The organism is Kineococcus sp. R86509, assembly GCF_042466365.1.
Classification (GTDB): Bacteria; Actinomycetota; Actinomycetes; order Actinomycetales; family Kineococcaceae; genus Kineococcus.
Map to the genome: position 1 here is coordinate 4473164 of NZ_JAXHCE010000001.1, position 23792 is coordinate 4496955.

Annotated in this window: 26 protein-coding genes; 20 read left to right on the forward strand and 6 right to left on the reverse strand. The window is 73.1% G+C overall.

The window, feature by feature from the left end:
* Nucleotides 1–25: 25 nt before the first annotated feature.
* From SJY07_RS21770 to SJY07_RS21785, 4 genes are all read left to right on the forward strand, one after another.
* Nucleotides 26–1144, forward strand: coding sequence for a D-alanine--D-alanine ligase family protein (locus SJY07_RS21770; protein ID WP_380161521.1), 1119 nt, complete (start codon nucleotides 26–28; stop codon nucleotides 1142–1144).
* Nucleotides 1141–1602, forward strand: coding sequence for a hypothetical protein (locus tag SJY07_RS21775; protein WP_380161522.1), 462 nt, complete (start codon nucleotides 1141–1143; stop codon nucleotides 1600–1602). Before SJY07_RS21770 ends, SJY07_RS21775 begins: the two co-directional genes overlap by 4 nt.
* 74 nt (nucleotides 1603–1676) lie before the next feature.
* Nucleotides 1677–2861: an oxygenase MpaB family protein gene (locus tag SJY07_RS21780; RefSeq protein ID WP_328292116.1), complete on the forward strand. Its 1185-nt coding sequence runs from the start codon at nucleotides 1677–1679 to the stop codon at nucleotides 2859–2861.
* 29 nt (nucleotides 2862–2890) lie between these two features.
* Complete coding sequence (locus SJY07_RS21785; protein WP_380161523.1) at nucleotides 2891–3460, forward strand: GrpB family protein; 570 nt, start codon at nucleotides 2891–2893, stop codon at nucleotides 3458–3460.
* A 7-nt stretch (nucleotides 3461–3467) separates the two neighbouring features.
* Here the strand turns inward: SJY07_RS21785 and SJY07_RS21790 are convergent, their stop codons facing one another.
* Nucleotides 3468–3983, reverse strand: coding sequence for a DUF3515 family protein (locus tag SJY07_RS21790; protein ID WP_328292114.1), 516 nt, complete (start codon nucleotides 3981–3983; stop codon nucleotides 3468–3470).
* A 27-nt stretch (nucleotides 3984–4010) separates the two neighbouring features.
* Here SJY07_RS21790 and SJY07_RS21795 point away from each other — a divergent pair, with 27 nt between their 5' ends.
* Complete coding sequence (locus SJY07_RS21795; protein ID WP_380162465.1) at nucleotides 4011–4955, forward strand: thiamine-phosphate kinase; 945 nt, start codon at nucleotides 4011–4013, stop codon at nucleotides 4953–4955.
* Nucleotides 4956–5039: 84 nt separating this feature from the next.
* On the opposite strand, the gene rpmB is transcribed toward SJY07_RS21795, so the two are convergent.
* Entirely contained in the window at nucleotides 5040–5225 is a 186-nt protein-coding gene (gene rpmB, locus SJY07_RS21800) for a 50S ribosomal protein L28 (RefSeq protein ID WP_328292112.1), read from the reverse strand.
* 183 nt (nucleotides 5226–5408) lie between these two features.
* Between rpmB and SJY07_RS21805 the strand changes: the two genes are divergently transcribed.
* The 12 genes from SJY07_RS21805 (at nucleotide 5409) to SJY07_RS21860 (ending at nucleotide 16115) form a co-directional block, all read left to right on the forward strand.
* Nucleotides 5409–6551: a diguanylate cyclase domain-containing protein gene (locus SJY07_RS21805; protein ID WP_380161524.1), complete on the forward strand. Its 1143-nt coding sequence runs from the start codon at nucleotides 5409–5411 to the stop codon at nucleotides 6549–6551.
* Nucleotides 6552–6560: 9 nt separating this feature from the next.
* Nucleotides 6561–8858 (forward strand): ATP-dependent DNA helicase RecG, encoded by a 2298-nt coding sequence (locus tag SJY07_RS21810; protein WP_328292110.1) that lies wholly within the window; start codon nucleotides 6561–6563, stop codon nucleotides 8856–8858.
* Nucleotides 8855–9565 carry an ABC transporter ATP-binding protein gene (locus SJY07_RS21815; RefSeq protein ID WP_328292109.1) on the forward strand — a complete coding sequence of 237 codons (711 nt, stop codon included), beginning with the start codon at nucleotides 8855–8857 and terminating at the stop codon, nucleotides 9563–9565. Before SJY07_RS21810 ends, SJY07_RS21815 begins: the two co-directional genes overlap by 4 nt.
* Complete coding sequence (locus SJY07_RS21820; protein ID WP_328292108.1) at nucleotides 9562–11217, forward strand: DUF6297 family protein; 1656 nt, start codon at nucleotides 9562–9564, stop codon at nucleotides 11215–11217. The genes SJY07_RS21815 and SJY07_RS21820 overlap by 4 nt, the downstream gene beginning before the upstream one ends.
* 10 nt (nucleotides 11218–11227) lie before the next feature.
* Nucleotides 11228–11785 (forward strand): 16S rRNA (guanine(966)-N(2))-methyltransferase RsmD, encoded by a 558-nt coding sequence (gene rsmD, locus SJY07_RS21825; protein WP_328292107.1) that lies wholly within the window; start codon nucleotides 11228–11230, stop codon nucleotides 11783–11785.
* Nucleotides 11786–11808: 23 nt separating this feature from the next.
* Entirely contained in the window at nucleotides 11809–12312 is a 504-nt protein-coding gene (gene coaD / locus SJY07_RS21830; protein ID WP_380162467.1) for a pantetheine-phosphate adenylyltransferase, read from the forward strand.
* Between the two features lie 46 nt (nucleotides 12313–12358).
* A complete protein-coding gene (locus SJY07_RS21835; protein WP_328292105.1) occupies nucleotides 12359–12877 on the forward strand; it encodes a hypothetical protein in 519 nt (172 codons plus the stop codon).
* Between the two features lie 121 nt (nucleotides 12878–12998).
* Complete coding sequence (locus tag SJY07_RS21840) at nucleotides 12999–13592, forward strand: DUF177 domain-containing protein (protein ID WP_328292104.1); 594 nt, start codon at nucleotides 12999–13001, stop codon at nucleotides 13590–13592.
* A gap of 2 nt (nucleotides 13593–13594) precedes the next feature.
* On the forward strand, nucleotides 13595–13798 hold the full coding sequence (gene rpmF / locus SJY07_RS21845; protein WP_328292103.1) for a 50S ribosomal protein L32: 204 nt from the start codon (nucleotides 13595–13597) through the stop codon (nucleotides 13796–13798).
* 76 nt (nucleotides 13799–13874) lie between these two features.
* On the forward strand, nucleotides 13875–14549 hold the full coding sequence (gene rnc / locus SJY07_RS21850) for a ribonuclease III (RefSeq protein ID WP_328292102.1): 675 nt from the start codon (nucleotides 13875–13877) through the stop codon (nucleotides 14547–14549).
* Between the two features lie 4 nt (nucleotides 14550–14553).
* Entirely contained in the window at nucleotides 14554–15480 is a 927-nt protein-coding gene (gene mutM / locus SJY07_RS21855; protein WP_328292101.1) for a bifunctional DNA-formamidopyrimidine glycosylase/DNA-(apurinic or apyrimidinic site) lyase, read from the forward strand.
* Complete coding sequence (locus SJY07_RS21860; RefSeq protein WP_328292100.1) at nucleotides 15477–16115, forward strand: HAD-IA family hydrolase; 639 nt, start codon at nucleotides 15477–15479, stop codon at nucleotides 16113–16115. The genes mutM and SJY07_RS21860 overlap by 4 nt, the downstream gene beginning before the upstream one ends.
* A 73-nt stretch (nucleotides 16116–16188) precedes the next feature.
* Here the strand turns inward: SJY07_RS21860 and SJY07_RS21865 are convergent, their stop codons facing one another.
* From SJY07_RS21865 to SJY07_RS21875, 3 genes are read right to left on the reverse strand one after another with little or no spacing between them, the layout of a single operon-like run.
* Nucleotides 16189–17085: a carbohydrate ABC transporter permease gene (locus SJY07_RS21865; RefSeq protein WP_328292099.1), complete on the reverse strand. Its 897-nt coding sequence runs from the start codon at nucleotides 17083–17085 to the stop codon at nucleotides 16189–16191.
* Between the two features lie 5 nt (nucleotides 17086–17090).
* Entirely contained in the window at nucleotides 17091–18017 is a 927-nt protein-coding gene (locus tag SJY07_RS21870; protein ID WP_328292098.1) for a sugar ABC transporter permease, read from the reverse strand.
* Between the two features lie 28 nt (nucleotides 18018–18045).
* Nucleotides 18046–19410 (reverse strand): extracellular solute-binding protein, encoded by a 1365-nt coding sequence (locus tag SJY07_RS21875; RefSeq protein ID WP_328292097.1) that lies wholly within the window; start codon nucleotides 19408–19410, stop codon nucleotides 18046–18048.
* A 165-nt stretch (nucleotides 19411–19575) separates the two neighbouring features.
* Between SJY07_RS21875 and SJY07_RS21880 the strand changes: the two genes are divergently transcribed.
* Both SJY07_RS21880 and SJY07_RS21885 read left to right on the forward strand, forming a co-directional pair.
* Nucleotides 19576–20865: an ROK family protein gene (locus SJY07_RS21880; RefSeq protein WP_380161525.1), complete on the forward strand. Its 1290-nt coding sequence runs from the start codon at nucleotides 19576–19578 to the stop codon at nucleotides 20863–20865.
* A 49-nt stretch (nucleotides 20866–20914) separates the two neighbouring features.
* The gene (locus SJY07_RS21885) at nucleotides 20915–22381 is read left to right on the forward strand and encodes an NCS2 family permease (RefSeq protein ID WP_380161526.1); all 1467 of its coding nucleotides are present in this window, start codon (nucleotides 20915–20917) and stop codon (nucleotides 22379–22381) included.
* Here SJY07_RS21885 and SJY07_RS21890 read toward each other — a convergent pair.
* The gene (locus SJY07_RS21890; protein ID WP_380161527.1) at nucleotides 22336–23145 is read right to left on the reverse strand and encodes an alpha/beta fold hydrolase; all 810 of its coding nucleotides are present in this window, start codon (nucleotides 23143–23145) and stop codon (nucleotides 22336–22338) included. The two genes, SJY07_RS21885 and SJY07_RS21890, sit on opposite strands and share 46 nt — an antisense overlap.
* A 46-nt stretch (nucleotides 23146–23191) precedes the next feature.
* Between SJY07_RS21890 and SJY07_RS21895 the strand changes: the two genes are divergently transcribed.
* Complete coding sequence (locus SJY07_RS21895) at nucleotides 23192–23617, forward strand: MarR family winged helix-turn-helix transcriptional regulator (protein ID WP_380161528.1); 426 nt, start codon at nucleotides 23192–23194, stop codon at nucleotides 23615–23617.
* Nucleotides 23618–23792: the final 175 nt, after the last annotated feature.

The following is a 23792-nucleotide window of genomic DNA, read 5'->3' on the forward strand; positions in this document are numbered from 1 at the left end:
CACACCGCGGGTAGGGTCGGCGCCGATGAGCAGCCAGCACAAACCCCGCGTCGCCGTCGTCTTCGGCGGTCGGTCCTCCGAGCACGCCATCAGCTGCGTCACCGCGGCGGGCGTGCTCGCGGCCCTCGACCGCGACGTCTACGACGTCGTCCCGATCGGGATCACCACCGGCGGACGGTGGGTCCTGGTCGAGGACCCCTCCCGGTTCAGCCTGGAGGACGGGAAGCTGCCCGAGGTGCCGGCCGCCGGCACTCCCGTCTCGCTCTCCTCCGACGTCGACTCGAAGGCCCTGCAGCGCTTCGAGGACGGGGACGTCACCGAGTTCGGTGCCGTCGACGTCGTGCTGCCCCTGCTGCACGGCCCCTTCGGCGAGGACGGCACCCTGCAGGGTCTGCTGGAACTCTCCGACACCCGCTACGTCGGGTCCGGGGTCCTGGCCTCGGCGGCGGGGATGGACAAGCAGGTCATGAAGCTGCTGCTCGCGGGTCAGGGGTTGCCCGTCGGGCCGTGGACCTCCTTCCGCGCGCGCCGCTGGAACACCGACCGCGCCGCCGTCGTCGCGGAGGTCGAGGCGCTGGGCTACCCCGTCTTCGTGAAACCCGCGCGCGCGGGTTCGAGCATCGGGATCACCCGCGTCACCTCGCCCGAGGGCCTGGAAGCCGCGGTGGCGGAAGCGATCTCCCACGACCCGAAGGTCGTCGTCGAGGCCGCGCTGGTCGGCCGCGAGATCGAGTGCGGAGTTCTCGAGGACCTCGACGGTGGTGAACCCCTCACCAGCCTGCCCGGCGAGATCGAGATCGTCGGCGGTCACGACTTCTACGACTTCGAGGCGAAGTACCTCGATTCCGGCAACGTCCGGCTGACGTGCCCCGCCGACCTGCCCGACGACGTCGTGGCGGCCGTGCGCTCGACCGCGGCGCGGGTCTTCGAGGCCATGGGGGCCGAGGGGCTGGCCCGCGTCGACCTGTTCGTCGACCCGACCCGGGGCGCGGACGGGATCGTCGTCAACGAGATCAACACGATGCCCGGGTTCACCCCGTTCTCGATGTACCCGCGGATGTGGGCGGCCACCGGCGTCGACTACCCCGAACTCGTGCACCGGTTGCTGCAGCTGGCGTTGAAGCGGCCCACCGGGTTGCGGTGACGTCGCGACGGCGGGGCCTCCTGGTGTTGACGGCCACCCTCGCGCTGAGCGGGTGCGGAGGGTCGTCCTTCGCCGACTCGGTGCCCGCCCTGGCCCAGGACCAGACGCCGACGGACCAGGTGCGCACCGGTGTGGACGGCATCGCCGCGGACTCGACCCGCTACCTCGGGGGGACGCAGGTGGCCGAGTACTGGGTGGGTCTGGACGGTGAGCGGATCTGCCTCGTGCAGTCCCTGCGGGCGACGCAGGTCCTGGGGTCCTCCTGCACGGACGCCGAGGAGTTCCGGCGGTCCGGCCTCGCGGTCACGACGACCTCCGGCGCGACGAGCGCCACGGGGCTCCTGGTCCCGGAGGGTCTCGACCCGGCCGACGCGGCCGGGGACGAGGAGTGGGTGGCCGTGAGCGACAACCTGTTCGCCCCCGCCGGTGAAGGTGAGCCCACGGCCCCGCCCGGGTGACGTCCGGGTGAGTTCCTGGTCACGTCGGGGGGACCCGTCGGGCCACGTCGGCGAAGCCGGGGCACCATGTCGGAGTGAACGTGGGAGTGAACGCTGCCGGCCCCGGTTCTCCGGTGCGGAACCTCCTCGGGGGAGCTGCCGGTGCCTCGGCGATCCCCCGCCCCGCCCCGGACCCGGAGGTCGCCGCCGCCCTGCGGGTGGGTGACCCGCTGGCCGAGGCCGCGGCCGCCGCCCTCACGGCGGACCCGTCGCTGCGAGCCCAGGTGGACCTGGGCCTGCGCGCCGGGCTCCGCGCCCTGCGCGACCCGCACCCGGCGATCGCGGCGCTGCTGGGCGAACTGGAGGCCGCGTGCGCCGCCGTCGACGACGACCTCCTCGAACGGGGCAGCCGGCCCTACTTCACGATCCCGTTCCCGGCCCACATCTACGACCTCGGCGCCGGGGCGCTGATCCGCTCCTACGCACCCCCGGAACCCGCGGCGCTGCTCGTGAGCACGGGTGAACTCGTCGAGCGCACCTACCGGCGGATGCTCGACACCGCCCACTGGATCAACCTCTGCATGCTCCCCGGCGGCTTGCGCCGCGGCGCGCCGGGTTACGTCGCCACGGCCGAGGTGCGGCTGCTGCACGCCCGCATCCGCAACGGGCTGGCCCGGGCCCGCCCCGAGGCCGACGTCCTCCCGCTGCACCAGGTCGACCTGGCCCGGACGTGGCTGGACTTCACCCTGGTGACCATCGAGGCCGCGGCGACGATCGGCATGGACCTCACGGACGAGGAGCAGCGCACGCTGTACCGGTTCTGGCGTCACCTCGGACGACTGCTGGGCGTCGGTGACGGAGCCGATCCCGGGTTGTTGCGCGGTGTGTCCGACGGGGTCGGCGCGGCGTGGCTGGAGCGACGGCTGGCGGCCGTCACCGGAGCGCCCAGCGAGGACTCGCGACGGCTGACCGAAGTGGGCCTCGGCGCGATCGCCCAGGCCCTGCACGACCTCGGCGGCGTACCGCTGTGGGCGGCCGGGCAGCTCGTGCACACGGTGTCGCGCCGGATGCAGGGCGAGGAACTGGCCGACGCCCTCGGTGTGCGCCGCCACCGGACCGCGCTCGCCGTCGCCCCCGTCGCGGTGGCGGTCATGCGGGCCCACCGGCGCGCGTTGCGGCGCGTGCCGCCGCTGTGGTCGGTCGTCATCGGGGTCAACGTCGTGGCGGCCCGCTGGCACGCCCGCAGCCGGCGCGACGCGACGGGCTACCAGCACGGCTGAGCCCGGCGCGTCGCCCGTACGGTGAGGTGGTGGACGAGAACAGCGAGCGGCGCCGGGCGGACGTCACGACGGTCGAGCTGGTGGGCGGTGTCGAAGCCCTCGACCTCCAGCTGCACGAGCACGACGAACGGTGGGCGCAGGCCTACCGCGAGCACGAGCGGCGGATCCGGGACGCCCTCGCGGGGGTGAACGTCGAGGTCGAGCACATCGGGTCCACGTCGGTCCCCGGACTGGCCGCGAAACCCGTCGTCGACATCGTCGTCGCGGTGGACGACATCACCGCCGAGGAGGACTACCTCGACGGCCTGCTCGCCGCCGGGTACGTCCTGCGGGTGCGCGAACCCGGGCACCGCCTCGTGCGCACGCCGGCCCGTGACGTCCACGTGCACGTCCTGCAGCGTGACGACTCCGCCGTGGCCGACTACCTCCTGCTGCGCGACCACCTGCGCTCCGACGCGGGCGACCGTGCCCTCTACGAGAGCACCAAGCAGGCCCTGATGACCGGGCGGTGGGACGACACCAACGCCTACGCCGACGCCAAGACGGACGTCATCGTGGCGATCAAGGCCCGCGCCCGGGCGACCCGGGGACGAGGGTGAGCCCGGTTCAGAGGCAGGTGCGGGTCTGCGGGATCGCGGAGACGGCGTCGGCCAGGTCGACGAGCTGGGAGGGCGCCTGGTCGCTGGTCAGGGTCGAGCTGAAGCGGATCGTCACCTCGACGGCAGGGGTCCGGCCGTAGGTCAGGAAGCGGACGGCGCGGTCGTTGGCCGCGTCCTGCACCCAGTCCACGCTCGGACCGGCGTCGGGACCGACGGGGATGCACGCCTTCGTCGTCGGACCCAGGACCAGCGCGCCGCACCGCAGGACGATCTGGTCGCCGCCCCAGGACGCGACGCCCTGCGCCCCCTGCTGCGTCCGCCCGAGGGTCCCCAGCGTCTGCGGGAGAGCCCCCAGCAACGTCGTGCACGCGGGGTCGGAGGCCTCCGGTGCGGCCTGCACCCCCCGGGAGTTCGCGAGGTAGGCCCAGACGGCCGCGGCGACGACGAGGGCGACGACGAGGGCGACGACGAGGGGACGCGGGCGGTGGCGGGGCGGGGTGGTGACGGGACCTGGCTCGGACATCGCCCGTAGTGTGCCCCAGTGGTCACGGTGCTGGTCGGGGAGCTGGACGAGACGGCACTGCTGGCACGGGTGATCCCGCTGCTGCCGACGCGGGCGCTGCTCGGTCCCGGTGACGACGCGGCCCTCGTCGCGGCCCCGGACGCCCGGGTCGTGGCCACCACCGACGTCCTCGTCGAGTTCCGCGACTTCCGGCGCGACTGGTCCACCGGCGCCGACGTCGGCTGGAAGGCCGTCGCGCAGAACGTCGCCGACGTCGCCGCGATGGGCGCGGTCTGCACCGGGCTGCTCATCACCCTCGGCCTGCCCCCCGACCTCGAGGTGGCCTGGGTGGAGGACCTCGCCCACGGGGTGGCCGCCGCCTGCGCCGCCTTCGGCGCCGTCGTCGTCGGCGGGGACCTCTCCGCCGCCTCGGAGGTCTTCGTCTCGGTGACGGCCCTCGGCGACCTCGGCGGGGCCGACCCGGTGCTGCGCTCGGGGGCCCGCGCGGGCGACGTCGTCGCGGTGGCGGGGGTGCTCGGCCGGTCCGCGGCCGGACTGGACCTGTTGCTGCGCGGTCGCCTCGACGGTCCCGAGGACCTCCTGAGCGCGCACCGCCGACCCGTCCCACCGGTCGCCGCCGGCCCCGCGGCCCAGCGCGCCGGGGCGAGCGCGCTGATGGACGTCAGCGACGGGTTGCTGCGCGACGCGGGCCGGATCGCCGCCGCCAGCGGGGTCACGCTGGACCTGGCCACGACCTCCGGGGCGGCCCTCTGGATCGCCGACCTCGTCCGCACCGCCGGTGTCCGGGCTGAGGAGTTCGTCCTGACCGGAGGCGAGGACCACGCCCTGCTCGCCTGCTTCCCCGCCGACGTCGAGCTGCCGGAACCGTTCGTCGCCGTCGGGCGCGTCCTCGCCCGGGGCGAGCACCCCGTCCTCGTCGACGGGGCGCCCTGGGGTGGGCGGGGGACCGGCTGGGACCACTTCGCGCGCTGACCGGGCCCCGACCGGCCCGCGACGCACCGCGGGGCCGGTCCCCCGAGGGGAACCGGCCCCGCGGGGTCGATCAGTGCAAGGTGGTCAGCGCGTGACCTTGCCCGCCTTCAGGCAGGAGGTGCACACGTTGAGGCGCTTGGGGGAACCGTTCACAGTGGCCCGAACCCGCTGGATGTTCGGGAGCCACATGCGGTTGGTCCGCCGGTGCGAGTGCGAGACGCTCTTGCCGAAGCCAGGGCCCTTGGCGCAGACGTCACAGGTGGCAGCCACGGGGAACTCCTGAAGTCGAACGAAATGTGGTGCGTCCCGACGGGGCGCACGATGTCCGGACTTCCGGACACCGACGAACACGATAGCCGAGACCCGCGGATGCGAGAAACCGGACCGTCCGAGCGGCCCCGCGTCGCCCGCTCGGTCGCTACAGAGGAGGACCCCACGCGTCGATCCACCACCGTGTCCCGAGCCTCGCAGCAGCGCCGGACCGCGAGCGACCCGGACGTCCGCGCGCGCCCCGGCGTGCCCCGGCACGCCTGGTGGACGGCCCGGGACCACGTCCCGGCGGCCCGGGCCGTCGGCGTGATGACCACCGCAGCGAGCCTCTACACCATCCTCAACGGCATCGTCTCGCCCGAGACGATGGGCACCCGGCCGGGCGGCTGGGTGGTGACGGGAACCTTCGCGGTCGTCGTCGTGTGCTGCGGGCTGTTCCTCGCCGTGGCCCCTCGCCGAGCCCCCGGCTGGGCCCCGGCGGCGCTCGCGGGCTTGGCCGGACTGATGGTCCTGGTGCTCGACCTGTGGACCGACGACGCCTCCTTCGGGGGGCAGATCTACCTGGGCTGGCCCGCGCTGTTCGCGGCCTTCCACCTGCGCCCCCTCGCCGCCTGGTTGCTCACCGCGCAGGCCGTGGCCGCCGACGTCGTCCTCGTGGGCGTCGAGGAGGGAACCGTCGGGATCTTCCGCGACAGCCCGGCCCACCTCGTCACGTTCTGCCTGATCACCGCGCTGCTCACCACGGCCGGGGAACGCCAGGAGCGCCTGACCGCGACGTTGCGCGCGCAGGCCGCCGAGGACGCCCTCACCGGACTGACCTCCCGCCGTGCCTACGACAGCGCGCTCACCGCGCACGTGCAGGCGGGGACCGTCGACGGGTTGCTGCTCGTGGACGTCGACTCCTTCAAGGCGGTCAACGACACCCACGGTCACCCCACGGGCGACGCCGTCCTGCGGATCGTGGCCGGCGAGCTGCGGGCGGTCTGCCGGGCCGAGGACGTCGTCGCGCGCCTCGGCGGGGACGAGTTCGCCGTCGTCCTGGTCCGCTCCGGACCCGACTCCGGGCAGGACGCCGGTGCCGAGCGGGACCTGCGGGCCGTCGCCGACCGCTTCCACCGGGCGGTGGCGGCCTCCAGCGTCCCGGGCGACCGCTCGCACCGGCTCTCGATCAGCGCCGGGATCGCCCGGGCGGAGGTCGGGGAGAGCGCCGAGGACCTCGTCGCCCGGGCCGACGCCGCGCTGTACACCGCCAAGCGGGCCGGACGTGACCGGGTCGTGGACGCGCCGCCGGTCGGTGCCGTCAACGGGGGGTGGAGCGGGCGGTAACCTGCCCGCGTGGACGACCTGGACGCACCCCTGTCCAGCCGGCTGCCGCGGGGGAAGGGCAACAGCAAGAAGGCCAACCCCGCCAAGTTCCTGTCCGAGGGCCTCGGGCTGGAGACCGTGCGGGACCTGCTGTGGCACCTGCCGCGCCGTTACGCCGACCGCGGCTCGCTGACCCCCATCCGCGACCTCGTCGAGGGCGAGAACGCGACGATCCTGGCCCAGGTCACCCACTACGGGGACCCGCAGCGCATGCGCGCCCGGGACGGCGTGCGCCTGGTCGTGACCCTGGGCGACGGCCGCGACACCCTGACCATGACGTTCTTCGCGAAGTTCGCCGGGCAGTTCCAGCACCAGAAGGACGACCTCGTCCCCGGCCGCCTCGTCCTCGCCTCGGGCAAGGTCGGGAAGTTCCAGGAGGTGTGGCAGCTCTCCCACCCCGACTACGAGGTGCTCGAGGACCCCGCCGAGGGCGCGGGCACCGTGGCCCGTCCGATCCCGCTGTACCCCGCCTCGAAGACGGCCCCCAACTGGCTGATCCGGCAGTGCGTCACCCAGGTCCTGGACGGCCTCGACGGCCAGCTGCCGGAGTTCCTGCCGCCCGCGGTCGTCGCCGACGCGGACCTGCTCGACCCCGTCGCCGCACTGCGGGCCGTGCACGCCCCCCGTGACGAGGCCGAGCTCGAGGCCGGCCGGCACCGGCTGCGCTACGAGGAGGCCTTCGTCCTGCAGACGGCACTGGCCCTGCGCCGGGCCTCCACCGCCCACCAGCGGGCCATCGCCCGCACGGCCTCCCCGGACGGGATCGCCGCCGCCTTCGACGAGCGGCTGCCCTTCCCGCTCACCGGCTCCCAGCGCCTCGTCGGCGAGGAGCTCGCCGTCGACCTCGCGAAACCCCACCCCATGCAGCGGCTGCTGCAGGGTGACGTCGGCTCCGGCAAGACCCTCGTCGCGCTGCGCGCCATGCTCGCCGTCGTCGACGGCGGGGGACAGGCCGCGCTGCTGGCCCCGACGGAGGTGCTCGCGGCGCAGCACCTGCGGAGCATCACCGCGATGCTGGGCGACCTCGCCGGGGCCGGGACCTTCGACGCGGACCCCCGGGCCACCAGGGTGGTCCTGCTCACCGGCTCGATGGGTGCCGCGGCCCGCCGCGAGACGCTGCTCGCCGCCGCGAGCGGGGAGGCCGGGATCGTCATCGGGACCCACGCCCTGCTGCAGGAGCACGTCCAGTTCGCCGACCTCGGCCTGGTCGTCGTCGACGAGCAGCACCGCTTCGGGGTCGAGCAGCGCGACGCGCTGCGGGCCAAGGGCAACGGCGTCCCGCACCTGCTGGTCATGACCGCCACCCCCATCCCGCGGACCGTGGCCATGACGCTGTTCGGCGACCTCGAGACCTCGGTGCTCACCGAACTCCCACCCGGCCGGGCCGACGTGCAGACCGTCGTCGTCCCCCAGGACAAGCCCGCCTGGATCGACCGCACCTGGCAGCGGATCGCCGAGGAGGCCGCCCTCGGGCGCCAGTCCTACGTCGTCTGCGCCCGCATCGACACCGACGACGAGGGCGGCGAGGACGGGACCCCACCGGAGCCGGGGGACCCCAGAGAGCCCGAGGAGTTCGAAGAACCACCGCCCGAGGACGAACCCCGGGGTCGGCGCTCGACACCAGGGGGGAAGCCCGGCCGGCCCAAACCCCGGCCCGCGGCCGCCGTCAGCCAGGTCGTCGAGATCGTCCGCAACCACCCCGCGACCGCGGGCCTGCGCACCGAGGTCCTGCACGGCCGGCTCACCCCGGGCGAGAAGGACGACGTCATGAGCCGGTTCTCCGGCGGCGACCTCGACGTCGTCGTCGCCACGACCGTCGTCGAGGTCGGGGTCGACGTGCCCAACGCCAGCGTCATGGTCGTCGTCGACGCGGACCGCTTCGGCATCTCCCAGCTGCACCAGCTGCGCGGGCGCATCGGCCGCGGCGGGTTGCCCGGCACCTGCCTGCTGCTCTCCGGCGCCTCCGAGGCGTCCCCGGCCGGACAACGCCTCGCCGCCCTCGCCCGCACCCGCGACGGGTTCGAACTGGCCCGCCTCGACCTCGAGCAGCGCCGCGAGGGCGACGTCCTGGGCGCCGCGCAGTCCGGGGAGCGCAGCTCCCTGCAGCTGCTCGGGGTCCTGCGCGACGCCGACCTCATCGCGCACGCCCGCGCCGCCGCGGTGACCCTCGTGGCCGCCGACCCCGACCTGTCCCGAGCCCGCCCCCTCGCCGCGGCCGTCGCGGCCCGGGTCAGCGGTGACACCGAAGCCTTCCTGGAGCGCGTGTGAGCAAGAAGAAGCCCCGTCCCGCCCGCCAGGTCGTCCTGGCCCTGGAGGGACTGCGGGTCGGCTACGGCGAACCCGTGTGCGCCCCCGTCACCGTCGACGTCGCCGCGGGCGAGGCGCTCTGCCTCGTCGGGGCCAACGGCGCCGGCAAGTCCACCGTCCTGCGCGCCGTCGCCGGTCTGCTGAAGCCGTTGAGCGGCAAGGTGACCCTGCGGGGGCAGGCCGTCGACGAACGCTCCGCGCAGTTCCGCCGCGAGGTCGCCTCCGTCTTCGACGAGGACGCCTGGTTCGCGGAACTCTCCGTGGCCGAGCACCTCGAGCTCGTCGCCCGCGGGCACGGGGTCCGCGACGTCGTCGCCGTCGTCGACGCCGAACTCGAGGCGCAACGCCTCACCGGCGCCGCCGACCAGCTCCCCGGGTCGCTCTCCAGCGGGCAGAAGCGACGACTCCTCCTCGCCGCCGCCCTCGTCCGCCCCCGCTCCGTCCTGCTGCTCGACGAACCCGAGCAGCGCCTCGACCCCACCGGGCGCGAGGCGCTCGCGGAACGGCTCGTCGCCGAACGCGACGCCGGGACCGCCCTCGTCCTCGCCACCCACGACGTCGTCCTGCTCCGGGCGCTCGCGACCCGCGCCGTCGTCATCGACGACGACGCGTGCCGCGTCGTGGACGCCGACGAGGCCGCGCGGATCGTCAGCGAACCCGTGCGATGACGGACGTCGAACCCGAGGTCGAACCCTGGCCGGAGCTCGTCGGGCCGTTCGCCGACCAGCCCTACCCGACCCGCCGCGAACTCCTCGACGAGGCCGCCCCCTCCAAGGCCGCCCGCGGTCTGCGGGCCACCTTCACCGACACCTACACCGTCGTCCTGCAGGTCGGCATCGCGTTCCTGCTGCTGCTCGGGGGCAGCGGAGGACTGCGCAACGCCCTCCGCAGCGGCCTGGCCACCAGCGGCGACGGGCCGGGTTGGCTGCCCCAGACCTCCGCCGTCCTGCTCTCGGTCGGCCTGTCCTGCAGCGTCATCGCCTTCGGCCTCGCCGCCTGGTGCCGCCTCGGGCCCGTCAGCCTCGCCACCGCCCCCACCACCTGGTGGACCCCGCTGCCCGTGCCGCGCGCCGACCTGCTGCGACCCGTCGTGCGCAACCGGGCCCTGGGCACGGCGCTCGCGGGCGGGCTGTTCACGGCGTGGAGCTCCTCGGTGGCCTTCGGGGTGGCGGGCGACCTCAGCGGCAGCACCGTCACCGGTGGGCTCCTCGGCGGGTTCGCCGTCGGGGCGGGCGTCGCCGCGGCGGGCTACGCCCTCGTCGTGCGACCGGCCGTCGGCGCCGGGGTCGAGGCGCTGCTGCGGGTGGGGCGGGTCCTCGACGGGATCGGCGTCGGACTGGTCCTGGCCCTGGCGGCCTCGGCCGTGGTGGGGATCTCGGTGGACGCGGTGCACCCGCGGACGGTCGTCGTCCCGGCGGTCGTCGTCGGGGTGGGTGCGCTGGTCGCCCTCGTCCTGGTCGGTCGCCCGGCGTGGTCGTCGGTGGGCGAGATCCCCTCGCCGTCGCTGCGGCGCGGTGCGTCCCGGCTGGAACGCCTGACGTCCTCGGTCCTGCAGTTCGACATCCGCGAGATGGGTCGCGCCCTCTCGGCGGACTCCGGTGGCCGGGTGCGCCGCCGGGCCCGGTTCGAGCGCGTCACCGGTCCGGTCCGGGCCGTCATCGCCGCCGACCTCGTCCTGCTGCGTCGCCAGCCCCGCCGGTTGGTGACCGCCGGCGTGCTCGCGCTCGTGCCGTTCGTGCTGGCCGCGGGGACCTCCGCGCACCGCGCGGTCGCGGCGCTGCTCATCTGGATCGCGGGGTACGCCGCGGCGACGACGCTGTCCGAACCGGCCCGCGGGCTCGCGCTGGCCCCGGCGGCCGCGCGCACGCTGCCGATCTCGGCGACGAACATCGCCCTCGCCCGGTGGATCCCCGTCGCCGCGCTGATGGCGGTGTGGGGGGCGGTCGCCGTGCCGCTGGCCGTCACCACCTCCGGTCTGCTGCACGGGGAGACGCAGGGCACGGCGTGGTGGTCCTGGGCGCTGCTGGGGGCCCTCGCCGGGCCGGGGTTCGCCGCCGCGGGGCTGCGGGGCGCCGTCCGGCCGGACCCGGACCTGTCCGGCCCGGTGATCTCCACCGCGATGGGCGGGTTGCCGCCCGGGGCGGCCGCCGCGACGACGACCGGTCCCGACCTCGCGGTCCTGGTCAGCGTGCCGGTGCTGCTGGCCGTGCTCTCGCGCGCCGCCTTCGACTGGCTGCTGCTGGGCCAGCTCGCGGCGACGCTGGCCGCGTTCGGCATCGGCTGGGCCTACGCCGCGCACCGTGCTCGGAAGATCTCGTGAGCGGGTCCTCGTGACCCGGCTCATCGCCGGGACCGCCGGCGGACGACGGCTGAAGGTCCCGCCGGGGGAGACGACCCGCCCGACCAGCGACCGGGTCCGCGAGGCGGTGTTCTCGGCCCTCGACGCCGCCGACGTCCTCGAGGGGGCCCGGGTGCTCGACCTCTACGCCGGTTCCGGCGCGCTCGGGCTGGAGGCGGCCAGTCGCGGTGCGACGCGGGTCGTCCTCGTCGAGGCCGCGCGGGCGGCCGCCCAGACCGCGCGGGCCAACGTCGCGGCGGTCGGGCTGCCCGGGGTCACCGTGGTGGCCGAGCGGGTGGAGAGGTTCCTCGCCTCGCCCGGCGCCGCGCTCGAGGGCGGCTGGGACCTGGTGTTCCTCGATCCCCCCTACGCCGTCGAGTCGAGCGAGGTGGCCACCGTGCTGGGCACTCTCGTGCCCCTGCTGGCACCGGCGGCGACGGTCGTGGTGGAGCGGTCCTCGCGCACCGCCGAGCCGGTCTGGCCGGGGGACTTCAGCGACGTGCGGCAGCGCAAGTACGGGGAGACCAGCGTGTGGACGGCGCGCTGTTAGCGTCGGGTCCCGTGAGCCGTTGCGTGTGCCCGGGCAGTTTCGACCCCGTGACCCTGGGGCACGTGGACGTCCTGCTGCGAGCGGCGGGGATGTTCGACACCGTCTACGCCGGTGTCGCGGTGAACCCCTCCAAGCGTGGCCTGTTCAGCGGTCCGGAGCGGGTGGAGCTCGTGCGGGCCGCGCTGGAGGAGACCGGTGACCCGCGGGCCGAGCGCGTGCTCGTCGAGGAGTTCGCCGACGGGCTCCTCGTCGACCACTGCCGCCGCCTCGGCGCCCCGGTCGTGGTGAAGGGCCTGCGCGGTAGCGGCGACTACGCCTACGAGCTGCCGATGGCGCTGATGAACCGGCACCTGGCCGACGTGGAGACGGTGTTCCTGGTGGGTGACCCGCGCGTCCAGCACGTGTCGAGCTCGCTGGTCAAGGAGGTCGCCCGCTACGGCGGCGACGTCTCCGGTCTGGTGCCTGCGGCGGTGCGCACCGCGTTGGTCGCCCGGCTGGGGGAGAATGCGGACCCGGGACGTCCCTGAGGACGAACGTCCTGAGAACGCTGAGAAGCAACGAAAGGCTGTGGCTGTGGAGGTGCACGAGAAGCTCGGCGAGCTCGCCGCGCTCGTGTCGGGAGCGCGCGGGGTCCCGCTGTCGTCGTCGGTGATGGTCGACCGCGAGCAGCTGCTCGCCCTGGTCTCGGAGGTGCGCCGGCTGCTGCCGGCCGAGGTCCAGCAGGCCGGTGACGTCCTGGCCCAGCGCGACGAGGTCCTCGCGGCCGCCCGGTCCGACGCCGACCAGGTGCTCGCGCAGGCCCGCGAGCGGGCCGAGGAGCTCGTGGACGCGCAGGCCGTCACGAAGGCCTCGCGCGAACGCGCCGACCACATCGTCCTGTCCGCCCGCGACGAGGCCAAGCGCCTGCGGGTCGACGCCGACGCGTGGGTCGACCGCAAGCTCTCCGACTTCGAAGAGGAGCTGGACCGGCTCAAGCAGCAGGCCCACCGTGGACGCGACCGGCTGAAGGTCCGCGGGGGCGAGGACGAGGTCCCCGAGGGGGCCACCGCGACGTCGTCGGAGACCTCCGAGGACGAGAGCACGTCGTCCTGAGCACGATTGGGTCGCAGGGCACACCCTCGGTTACCCTTGGGGGCGACCTCGGCGCGTGTGGTTCTGCCACCAGCGACGGGGTCTTGTGGTGTGTCGATCGAGTTCCAGCGGAGGTGTGGACGTGAGCAAGCAGAAGGTGCACGAAGGTCAGCTGGACCCGAACGCTCCGCTCGTGCTGTCCACGCACGACCTGGGCCGTCGGCCCGGCACGATGCGCACCCTGCAGCGCACCGTCCCGGCACCGGCCGAACTCGGGATCGCCGTCATCGGTGTCCCCGAGGGAGCCGACCTCGAACTCGACCTGCGGCTGGAAGCCGTCATGGAGGGTGTGCTCGTCTCGGGCACCGTCCGTGGCACCGCCGTCGGGGAGTGCGGTCGTTGCCTCGCCGAGGTGACGCAGGACCTCGAGGTCACGGTGCAGGAGCTGTTCGCCTACCCCGGCAAGAAGCCGCTGGAGCTGGCGGACGACGAGGACGAGATCCGTGAGGTCGCCCAGGGCGAGCTCGTCGACCTCGAACCCGCGGTCCGTGACGCGATCGTGCTGGAACTGCCGTTCCAGCCCGTGTGCGACGGCCCCTGCCAGCAGGACTACGAGATCGGTGTCTCCGAGCAGGCGCCGCTCACCGAAGAACCGGCGGACCCCCGGTGGGCCGCTTTGCAGTCCCTGCTCGAGAGCAGTGACGACTCCCCGTCCGGAACCAGAGAGAAGAGCTGATCGTGGCAGTCCCGAAGCGGAAGATGTCCCGCAGCAACACCCGCGCCCGCCGTTCGCAGTGGAAGGCGACCGAAGAGACGCTGGTCCGCAGCAACGTGCGCGGCCAGGTCGCGTACTCGCGTCCGCACACCGCCCGGGTCGTCACCGACTCCGCCGGCACCCCGCTGTACCTGGAGTACAAGGGCCGCAAGGTCAAGGACCTCTGAGCTGACCGCTCAGCAGGCGCCCGCAGTCACGCCGGGCGGCGTCGGTGACGCCGCCCGGCTGACTGCTGCTCTGGGCGTGGAGATCGACGCCGACCTCCTGGAACTCGCGCTGACCCACCGCTCGTACGCGTACGAGAAGGGCGGGTTGCCGACCAACGAGCGCCTCGAGTTCCTCGGGGACTCGGTGCTCGGGCTCGTGGTGACCCACGAGCTCTACACCCGCTACGCGGACGTCTCCGAGGGCCGGCTCGCCAAGCTGCGGGCCGCGGTCGTGAACTCCCGCGCCCTCGCGGACATCGCCCGCGGGCTCGACCTCGGCGACCACGTGCGTCTCGGCAAGGGCGAGCTCGGCACCGGCGGCCGGGACAAGAACTCGATCCTGGCCGACACCATGGAGGCCGTCATCGGGGCGGCGTTCCTCTCGGTCGGGATGGACGGCGCCCAGGACTTCGTCCTGCGCCTGACCTCGCCGCTCATGGAGTCCTCCGAACGTCTCGGGGCCGGGACGGACTGGAAGACGGCGTTGCAGGAACTCACCGCGGCCGAGGGCCTCGGGGTGCCGTCCTACGCCATCACCGACTCCGGCCCCGACCACGCGAAGAACTTCACCGCCGACGCGGTGGTGGGGGGTACCGCGCTGGGGCACGGTGAGGGACGCAGCAAGAAGGAAGCCGAGCAGAAGGCGGCCTCGGCCGCCGTCGAGGCGTTGCGCGAGGCCACGGCCGCGGCCGCGCAGCGCGCCGCGCACTGATCTCGTGCCCGAACTCCCCGAGGTCGAGGTCGTTCGTCGTGGGGTGGCCCGTTGGGTGCTCGGACGGACGGTCTCGACCACGAGGTTCCTGAACGCCCGCGCGATCCGTCGCCACGTCGCCGGGCCGGAGGACGCCGCCGCCCGCACCAACGGCCTCGTCGTCGCCGACGCCGTGCGCCGCGGGAAGTTCCTCTGGTTGCCGCTCGCCGACGCCGACGGTCACGCCGAGGAGGCGATGGTCGTGCACCTCGGGATGAGCGGTCAGCTGCTCGTCGAGGCCGCCGACGCGCCGCCGGAGAAGCACCTCCGTGCCGTGTGGACGTTCGACGACGACGGCGAGGAACTGCGCTTCGTCGACCAGCGGACGTTCGGCGGGGTCGCCGTCGTGCCGCTGGTGGGGACGCCCGACGGTGGTCTGGGTGGGCTCGGGGAGTCCTCCGACGCCTCGTGGTCGAGGTTCCTGCCCGCTCCGGTCGCGCACATCGCCCGCGATCCCCTCGACCCCGCCTTCGACGACGCCCTCTTCGCGAAGCGCCTGCGGGAGAAGACGACCGGGCTGAAGCGGGCCCTGCTGGACCAGACCCTCGTCTCGGGGGTGGGCAACATCTACGCCGACGAGTCGCTGTGGCGGGCGAAGCTGCACTACGCCCGGCCGACCCGGTCCATCACCCGGCCCCAGGCCGCCGCGCTGCTGGCGGGATTGCGGGAGGTGATGAGCGCGGCGCTGGACGCGGGTGGGACGAGCTTCGACGCGTTGTACGTCAACGTGAACGGTGCGAGCGGGTACTTCGACCGGTCGCTGGCCGTCTACGGGCAGCTGGGCCGGCCATGCCCGCGGTGCGGATCGCTGGTGCGCCGTGACGCGTTCATGAACCGGTCGTCGTTCTCCTGCCCCGGGTGCCAGCCGGTCCCGCGCACGGCGCACTGGTGAGCCCTGCCCGGGCGGTCCTCTTCGACGCCGACGGCGTCCTGGTGGACTCCCACGCGGGCTACCGCAGCGTCTGGGACCGCTGGTCCGCGCTGCACGCTCTCGATCCTGTTCTCGTGCACGCCGCGACCCACGCCCGTCGGCCGGTCGACACCATCGCCGCCGTCGCGCCACACCTCGACCCGGTGGCCGAGCACACCCGCCTGCGGGAGTTCGTCGAGGAACTGCCCGGGGCCTTCCCGGTGTTCCCCGACGCCGCGCCGCTGCTGGCCGCGCTCCCGGCCGGGAGCTGGGCGGTCGTGACCTCCGGCGACGCCGGGACGGTGCGGGCGCGGTTGCGGGCGGGGGCGCTGCCGGTCCCGTCGGTGCTGGTGGACGGGTCGGCCGTGTACGTGGGCAAACCCGACCCCGAGGGGTACCTGCTGGCGGCGCGGCTCCTCGGCGTCGCGCCGGGGGACTGCCTCGTCGTGGAGGACGCCCCGGCGGGGATCGAGGCGGGACGCGCCGCCGGGATGCGGGTCGTCGCGGTGACGACGTCGCACCCGGCGGCGGACCTCGCCGCCGCGCACGTCGTCGTGGGTTCGCTGTTGCAGGCGACCCCGCACCTCCTCGCCTGGACGTCCAGCGTCGGTGGGTGAGGTGTCCGTCGGGTGACCCGGCCCGGACAGGCGGAAGCCCCCGCACCGAGAAGTGCGGAGGCTCCGTCGTGGGTCAGCCCTTGAGCGCGCCACCGAAGTTGAACGCCCCGCCGAGGCGGCGGGAGAGCAGCACGTACAGGATGACGACCGGCAGCGTGTAGAGGATCGAGTAGGCCGCGAGCTGGCCCCACTGGACCGAACCGTACTGGCCGAAGAAGGTGAAGATGCTCACCGAGGCCGGCAGTCGGTCGGGGGAGAGCAGCAGGATGAAGGGGATGAAGAAGTTCCCCCACATCCCGATGAACGTGAAGATCGTGACGACCGACATCCCCGGCCACATCAACGGCAGCACGATGTGGCGCAGCGTCTGCATCGAGTTCGCGCCGTCGGTCCAGGCGGCTTCCTCGAGGGTGAGCGGGACGCCGTCCATGAAGTTCTTCATGAGGAAGATCGACATCGGCAGCGCGGTCGTCGCCATGAACGCGACCGTGCCGCTGATGGTGTCGATGAGGTTGAGCTGCACGAACAGGCCGTAGACCGGAACCATGATGGCCGTGATCGGCAGCCCGGTCGAGAACAGGATGGTCAGCAGGAACGGGCGCTTGTAGCGGGTGTTGAACCGCGACAGCGGGTAGGCGGCGAGCGTCGCCACCGCGATCGCGATGACCGTCGAGCCCACGCAGAGGACCAGCCCGTTCCACATCGGCCGGTAGGTCGTCTCCGGGGTGAGGATGGCCCGGAAGTTGTCGAGGCTGAAGTTCGACCCCGGCCACTCCAGCTTGAGGCCGGCCTGGGAGTTGAACGCGGCGAAGACGACCCACAGCAGGGGGACCAGGAACATGATCCCGAGGACGGCCGTGACGAGGTTGATGACGCCGGCGGCGACCCGAGTACGGGGCCCGACGGGTTTGTTCGAGCCGACCGTGAGCTTGGTCGTGCTGAGCGCAGGGGTGGGGGTCTCGGTGGTCATGGGCGTCAGTCCTCGCGCAGCAGGCGCATGTAGATGATGGAGAAGACGCCGCCGACCGCGAGCAGGACGAGCGCGATGGCGGTGCCGTAGCCGATCTGACTGAAGGAGAAGGCCTGCTCGTACATGTAGAGCGGCAGGGTCTGGCTCTTGGTGCCGGGACCGCCCCGGGTCATCGTGTAGATGAGGCCGAACACGGACAGCGTCTGCAACGTGATGAGCATGAGGTTCGTCGTCACGGTGCGCTTGATCATCGGGACCGTGACCCAGCGGAGACGCCGCCAACCGGTCGCCCCGTCCATCTCGGCGGCCTCCTCGATCTCCTGGGGGATCTCGGAGAGGGCGGCGTTGTAGACGAGCATCGAGAACGCCGTCCCGCGCCAGACGTTGGCCAGCGAGACCGCGATGATCGGCAGGGTGTAGAGCCAGTTCTGGCCCAGTCCCAGCGTCCCGAGGATCTCGTTGAGGGTTCCGTCCTTGGCGAGGAACGCGTACCAGACGTAGCCGGCGACGACCTCGGGGATGACCCAGGCGCCGATGACGGTGATGCCCACCAGGGTGCGGACCGCCTTCGCGGACCGCTTCTGCAGCAGCGCGAGACCGAGACCGAGGAGGTTCTGCCCCACGACGGCCGACAGGAACGTGAAGACCAGGGTCAGCACGACGGAGTTGCGGAACGTGTCACTGCTGAACGCGGCCCGGAAGTTGTCCAGGCCGACGAACTGGGTGTTGCCCGATCCTGCGCCGGTGAGCGCCGTGTTGGTGAACGCGGCGTAGATGCACCACAGGATCGGGCCGGCCAGGAACACCAGCAGCAGCAGGACCGCCGGCGTCAGGGGGAGGGCCCGGGCGATGTCCACCGAGATCGGGTGGGTCCTGCGCCGGAGTTCAGGCCCTCCGGGTGTTCCCGGGTTCGGACGGGTGATGGTGGCCACGGGACCTCCTTCCTGCTCGGGACGACGCTCAGAGCGTCGCGGTCTTGTCCTCGCCGACGATCCCCTTGACCGCCTCGTCGTACGCCTTCGCGGCGTCCTCGACGCTGGCCTGGCCGGTGACGACGGCTTCCATCGCGACCTGGATCTCGTTGGACACCCGGGGGTAGTCGGTGTTCTGCGGGCGGTACTGCGTGACCGGGACCAGGCTGGAGAAGAACTCCAGCGTGGGGTTGGAACCGGTGTAGTCGGCGTCGGCCGCGACGTCCTTGCGCACGGCGACGGCCGCGGAGTTGATGTTGTACTTGAGGTTGTTCTCGAACGACGTCAGCGTCGAGATGACCTTCCAGGCGTCCTCGGCGTTGGACGCGTTCTTGGTCATGGCCCAGGTCCAGCCGCCGGACATGCTGATGCTGCCTTCGCCCGAACCGTCCTTCGTGGGCATCGGGGCCTGGCCCATGGTGTCGTTCCACTCCGTCCACGGCTTGCCGCCGGTGGGGAGCCAGGTGCTCGACACCCACGACCCGTCGAGGTCGATGGCCAGCGTGCTGCCGGGCAGGAACTCCTCCTGGACCCGGGTGCCGACCTGGGCGTCCAGGGCGATCGTGGGGTCCGGGGCGAGCTTCTCGTCGAAGAGGGTCTTGAGGAAGGTGAGGGCGTCCTTGAAGTCGGAACTCCCCACGTTCCACTTGTCCTTGTCCGCGTCGTAGAGCGTCGAACCGGTCCCGTAGAAGATCATCTCGAAACCCTGCATCGACGCGGCCTCGCCGGCGGCCTTGCCGGCGTAGACGTTGATCGGCGTGACGTTCGGCAGTTTCGCCTTGATCTGGCGGGCGGCGGTGAGGATGTCGTCCCAGCTGCCCGGCGTCCAGGTCTCGGGCAGGCCGGCCTGCGCGAAGAGCTTCTTGTTGTACCAGAGCGCACGGGTGTCGGTGCCGTCCGGCACCCCGTAGGTCTTGCCGTCGGCGGCCTTCGCGGCCCCCTTGGCGACGTCCTGGAACTGGTCCCACTCCTCCCACTTGTCCAGGTAGCTGTCCAGCGGCTGCAGGTACCCGGCGGTGATGTCGGAGTTGATGAGGAAGGTGTCCTCGTACACGATGTCGGGCGACGTGCGCGGCGAGCGCATCATCAGCTGGAGCTTCGTGTAGTAGTCGTTCTCGGAGGCGACGATGGGCTGCAGCTCCATGGTCTTGCCCGCGTTCGCCTTCTCGTAGGCGGCCTTGACGCCGGTGAGGTAGTCCTTCATCACCGTGCCCGAGCCCCACTGCTGGTAGGCGACCTTGATCCCCTTGCCCCCGGAGTCGTCTCCGGACTGGGAACCGCCACCACAGGCTGCGGTTCCGAGCAGGGTGCCGGCGCCCAGGCCGGTAGCTGTCAGGAAGTTACGACGACGCACAACCCACTCCCTCGTGGCGGTGTCCGATGGTGCGCGCCGGCCGGTGGAGCTCCGGTGCGCCGTTCCGTGTCAGGAAAGTAAATCCAGTGGATTGACCGTGTCAACGGATCGGACGCATGATTCTGGGAACGATCCCAAGGGGGTCGCCGAGCGCGAGGAGGCGTGGTGCGACGTGGCACGAACCTGCCCTGGGTGGGCGACTACAACCAGGCGGTGGTGCTCGACGGCATCCGGCGCCACCCCGGCACGTCCCGCACGGACCTGGCCGGCGCGAGCGGGCTGACGCTGCAGACGGTCTCGAACATCGTCCGGCGCCTGGTGGAGCGCGGTCTCGTCCAGGAAGGAGTGGCCCTGCTGCGCCCCGGTACGGGTCCGGGGGCGGTGCGCGGGGCGGGCAAGCCGCGCACGGCCCTGTCGGTGCGCCCGGGGGCCGCGCTGGCCGTGGGCGTCCAGTTCGAGCGCGAGCACGTCGACGCCGTGCTGCTGGACCTGTCCGGGGTGGTGGTCGGGGTCGACCGCGAACCCCTGCCCGATCCGGAGGCCCCCGTGGAACTCGTGGTGGCCCACGCGGCCGGCCTCGTCCGCCGGTTGATCGACACCACGGGTGCGGTGGGGGTCCGCGGGGTCGGTGTCGCCGTCCCCGGGCCCCTGGACTTCGCCGGACCGGTGCGCAGTTCGGCGATCAACCTCCCCGGGTGGCGCGGGGTCGCCATCGCGGACCTGCTCCTGCGGGCCACCGGGTTGCCCGTCCTGGTGGAGAACGACGCGACCGCCGCCGCGGTCGGGGACCTGTGGCGTTCGCGCCGCACGGGGCGCAGCTTCCTCTACGTCCACGTCGGGGCGGGGATCGGCGGCGGGCTGGTGCTGCGCGACGAGGTGCTGCACGGGGAGTCCGGCAACGCGGGCGAGATCGGCCACGTCGTCGCCGACCCGGCCGGCCCGCCGTGTCCCTGCGGCTCCGTCGGCTGCCTCGAGGCCGTCGCCGCACCGGCCGCCGTGGTGCGCCGCTACGTGGAGCGGGTCGGCCCCCGGGCGGCGCGGGCGGCCGGGTTGCGCCTCGCCGAGCGGACCGTCCTGGACGACCACGACGTGCTGGGCACCCGGGCGGGGGCGGGGGACACCGTCGCCGCGGAGGTGCTCGACGCGGCGGCCGACGACATCGCGCGGGTGGTGCTCGGGGTGGTGAACGTCCTCGACGTGAGCGAGGTCGTCCTCGGCGGCGCGGGGTTGCGCCGAACGGGTGAGCGGCTGCGGGTCGCGTTGTCAGCCCGGCTGGGTGCGGCCATGACGCGCGAGGTCCACCCCGTCGGCGTGCGGCTGGGGGAGGCGGGGGAGCAGGCCGGGGCCCTCGGGGCGGCGAGCGCCGTCCTGCACGAGTCGCTGTCCTCGACTTGGGCCGGGGTCCACGCCCCGGTCCGGGCGCTGGTGATCTCGCCGGTCGCCCCGGTGCACTGAGCTCTGGCAGGATCGCCCGGGTTCCGCCCCGTCGACCCCGAGGTCCCGCATGTCGCACGCCCCTGTCCCGTCCGCCCTCGACCGCTGGTTCGAGATCAGCGCCCGGGGCTCCACCGTCGGACGGGAGGTCCGCGGTGGTCTCGCGACCTTCTTCACGATGGCCTACATCATCGTCCTGAACCCGCTGATCATCGGGACGCAGCCGGACGGGACCGGGGGCTTCCTGGGCGGTGGCCGCAGTCCCGACCTGGCCGCCGTCGCCGCGGGGACGGCCCTCGTGGCCGGGGTCGTGACCCTGCTGATGGGTGCGGTCGCGAACTACCCGCTCGCGCTGGCGACCGGGCTGGGGCTGAACGCGTTCCTGGCCTTCGGCGTGGCCAGCCTGCCGAGGATGACCTGGGCCGACGCCATGGGGCTCGTGGTCATCGAGGGCCTGGTGATCCTCGTCCTGGTGCTCACGGGTCTGCGGGAGGCGGTGTTCCGGGCCGTCCCGGCGCAGCTGAAGATCGCCATCAGCGTGGGGATCGGGTTGTTCATCACCATCGTCGGGCTCGTCGACTCCGGCTTCGTCCGGGCCGGCAGCGGCACCCCCCTGGAACTCGGCATCGGCGGGTTCCTGGCCGGCTGGCCGACCCTGGTGTTCGTCGTCGGGCTCCTCCTGACGATCGTCCTGATGGTCCGCGGCGTCCGGGGTGCGATCCTCGCCGGGATCGTCGTGGCGACGGTCCTCGCGGTCGTCGTGGAGGGCGTGGCGAAGCTCGGGCCGCGCACCGGCGCCGACGGTTCCGTCGTGAACGCGCGTGCGTGGGGGCTGAACGTCCCCGAGCTGCCCGACCGGTGGATCTCCACCCCGGACTTCTCGACGCTCGGGCAGTTCTCGCTGCTGGGCTCGTTCCGGGTCATCGGTGTGGTCAGCGTCCTGCTGCTGGTCTTCACGCTCCTGCTCGCCGACTTCTTCGACACCATGGGGACCGTCGTCGCCATCGGCGCCGAGGGGGACCTGCTGGACGCGGACGGGAACCCGCCGCGGATGCGCCGGATCCTCGTCGTCGACTCGATCGCCGCGGCCGCCGGTGGTGCGGGCGGGGTCTCCAGCAACACGAGTTTCATCGAATCGGCGACGGGGGTCGGTGAGGGCGCGCGCACGGGCCTGGCGAGCGTGGTCACCGGGGTGGCGTTCCTGCTGGCGACGTTCCTCGCCCCCGTGGTGTCGATCGTCCCCTACGAGGCGGCGACCCCCGCGCTCGTCGTCGTGGGTTTCCTCATGATGACCCAGGTCAAGGGCATCGACTGGTCGGACCTGGAGATCGCCCTGCCGGCGTTCCTGACGATCGTCCTGATGCCCTTCACCTACTCCATCAGCGCCGGCATCGGGGCTGGGTTCATCGCCTTCGTGGTGCTCAAGGTGGCCAAGGGCAAGGCCCGGCTCGTGCACCCGGTGCTGTGGGTCGTCGCGGTGCTGTTCCTCGTCTACTTCGCCATCGACCCGCTGAAGGAAGCCCTCGGGGTCTCCTGAAGGAACCCCCGGACGACGTCGACGAGGACGTCCGGGGTCTCGATCTGCGGGAGGTGGCCCGCCCCGGGGAGCAGGACGAACCCGGCCCCGGGGAGGGCCGCGGCGTAGGCGCGCCCGTAGTCGGGGTCCCCGATGCGGTCCGCCTCGCCCCAGACGACGAGGGTCGGGCGGGCGGTGGCCGCCAGCCGGCCGGCGAGGGTCGGGTCGGTCATGGCCGTGCCGCCGTAGACCTGCAGGGTGGCGCGGTTGCCCACCATCGCCGCGAGCCGCTCGGCGGGGAGCGTGGCGGGGTCGAGGCCGAACGTCGCGGGGTCGGCGTAGCTGCGCTCGGCGACCTGCTGCGGGGTGAGGGCGAAGAAGTCGGCGACGGGGTGGCCGGGGACCTCGATCCCGACGGCGTCCACGAGGACCTGACGACCGACCCGGGTGGTGTCGAGCAGCCCGAGTTCCGCCGCGATCCAGCCGCCGAGCGAGTTGCCGACGACCGTGACGTCGTCCAGGTCGAGGGACTCCAGCAGGCCGGCGTAGAGCCGGGCGAGGTCCCGGGGCGAGCTCAGGGCCTCCGGGCGGGGTGTCCCCTCGAAACCCGGATGGGTCGGGACGATCACCCGGACGTCCGCGGTGGTGGCCAGCCGGTGCGCCCAGGCGCTGACGGTGAGGGGACCGCCGCCGCCGTGCAGCAGCAGGACGGGGCGACCGCGGCCCTGGTCGGTGCAGGTCACGGGCACGGTGGTGGTGTCGAGGGGGACGTCGAGGAGCGGCATGTAAGGAACCTTAGGTCAGGTTCCTTGGATCCGCTACCCTAGGATCGTGGAACCTTCGCTGCAGGACGTCGGGCTGGCCGTCAAACGGCTGCAGTGGCGCCACCACCGGGACGCGAACCGCCAGTTGGCCACGCTCGGGGTCTCCCTCGTCCAGTGGGACGTGCTGCGACACCTCGACGCCGAGCCCCAGGCCTCGCTGCACCGGCTCGCGGTCCTCACCTTCCAGACCGACCAGTCGATGGGCGAGCTGGCCCGGCGCATGATCGAACGTGAACTCCTGGAGCGGGTCGAGGGGCCCGGCCGGGCGGTCCGGCACCGCCTCACCGCCGCGGGCGAGCAGGTGCGGGCGGCGGGGGGTGCCCTGCTCGACGAGGTCCTCGAGGAGTCGTTCGGCGGGTTGTCCGACCGAGACCGGGCGACGCTGCACCGGTTGCTGCTGCGCGCGCTGGAGCCGGGTCCTCCCTCGACGTGAGCGGTCGGGCTGCCTACAGTGGGTGGCGCGCGACGTCGACGGGTGTGACGAACCCCGAGCCGCGTCGGGTGGTCCCCGTCACCGGGCCGTGAGGCCGGCCCGTTCCGGGTCGGTGAAGGTGTGGTGGCACAGCGAGCAACCCGATCGCCCACACCTCCCGGGGTAGGAACTCCCG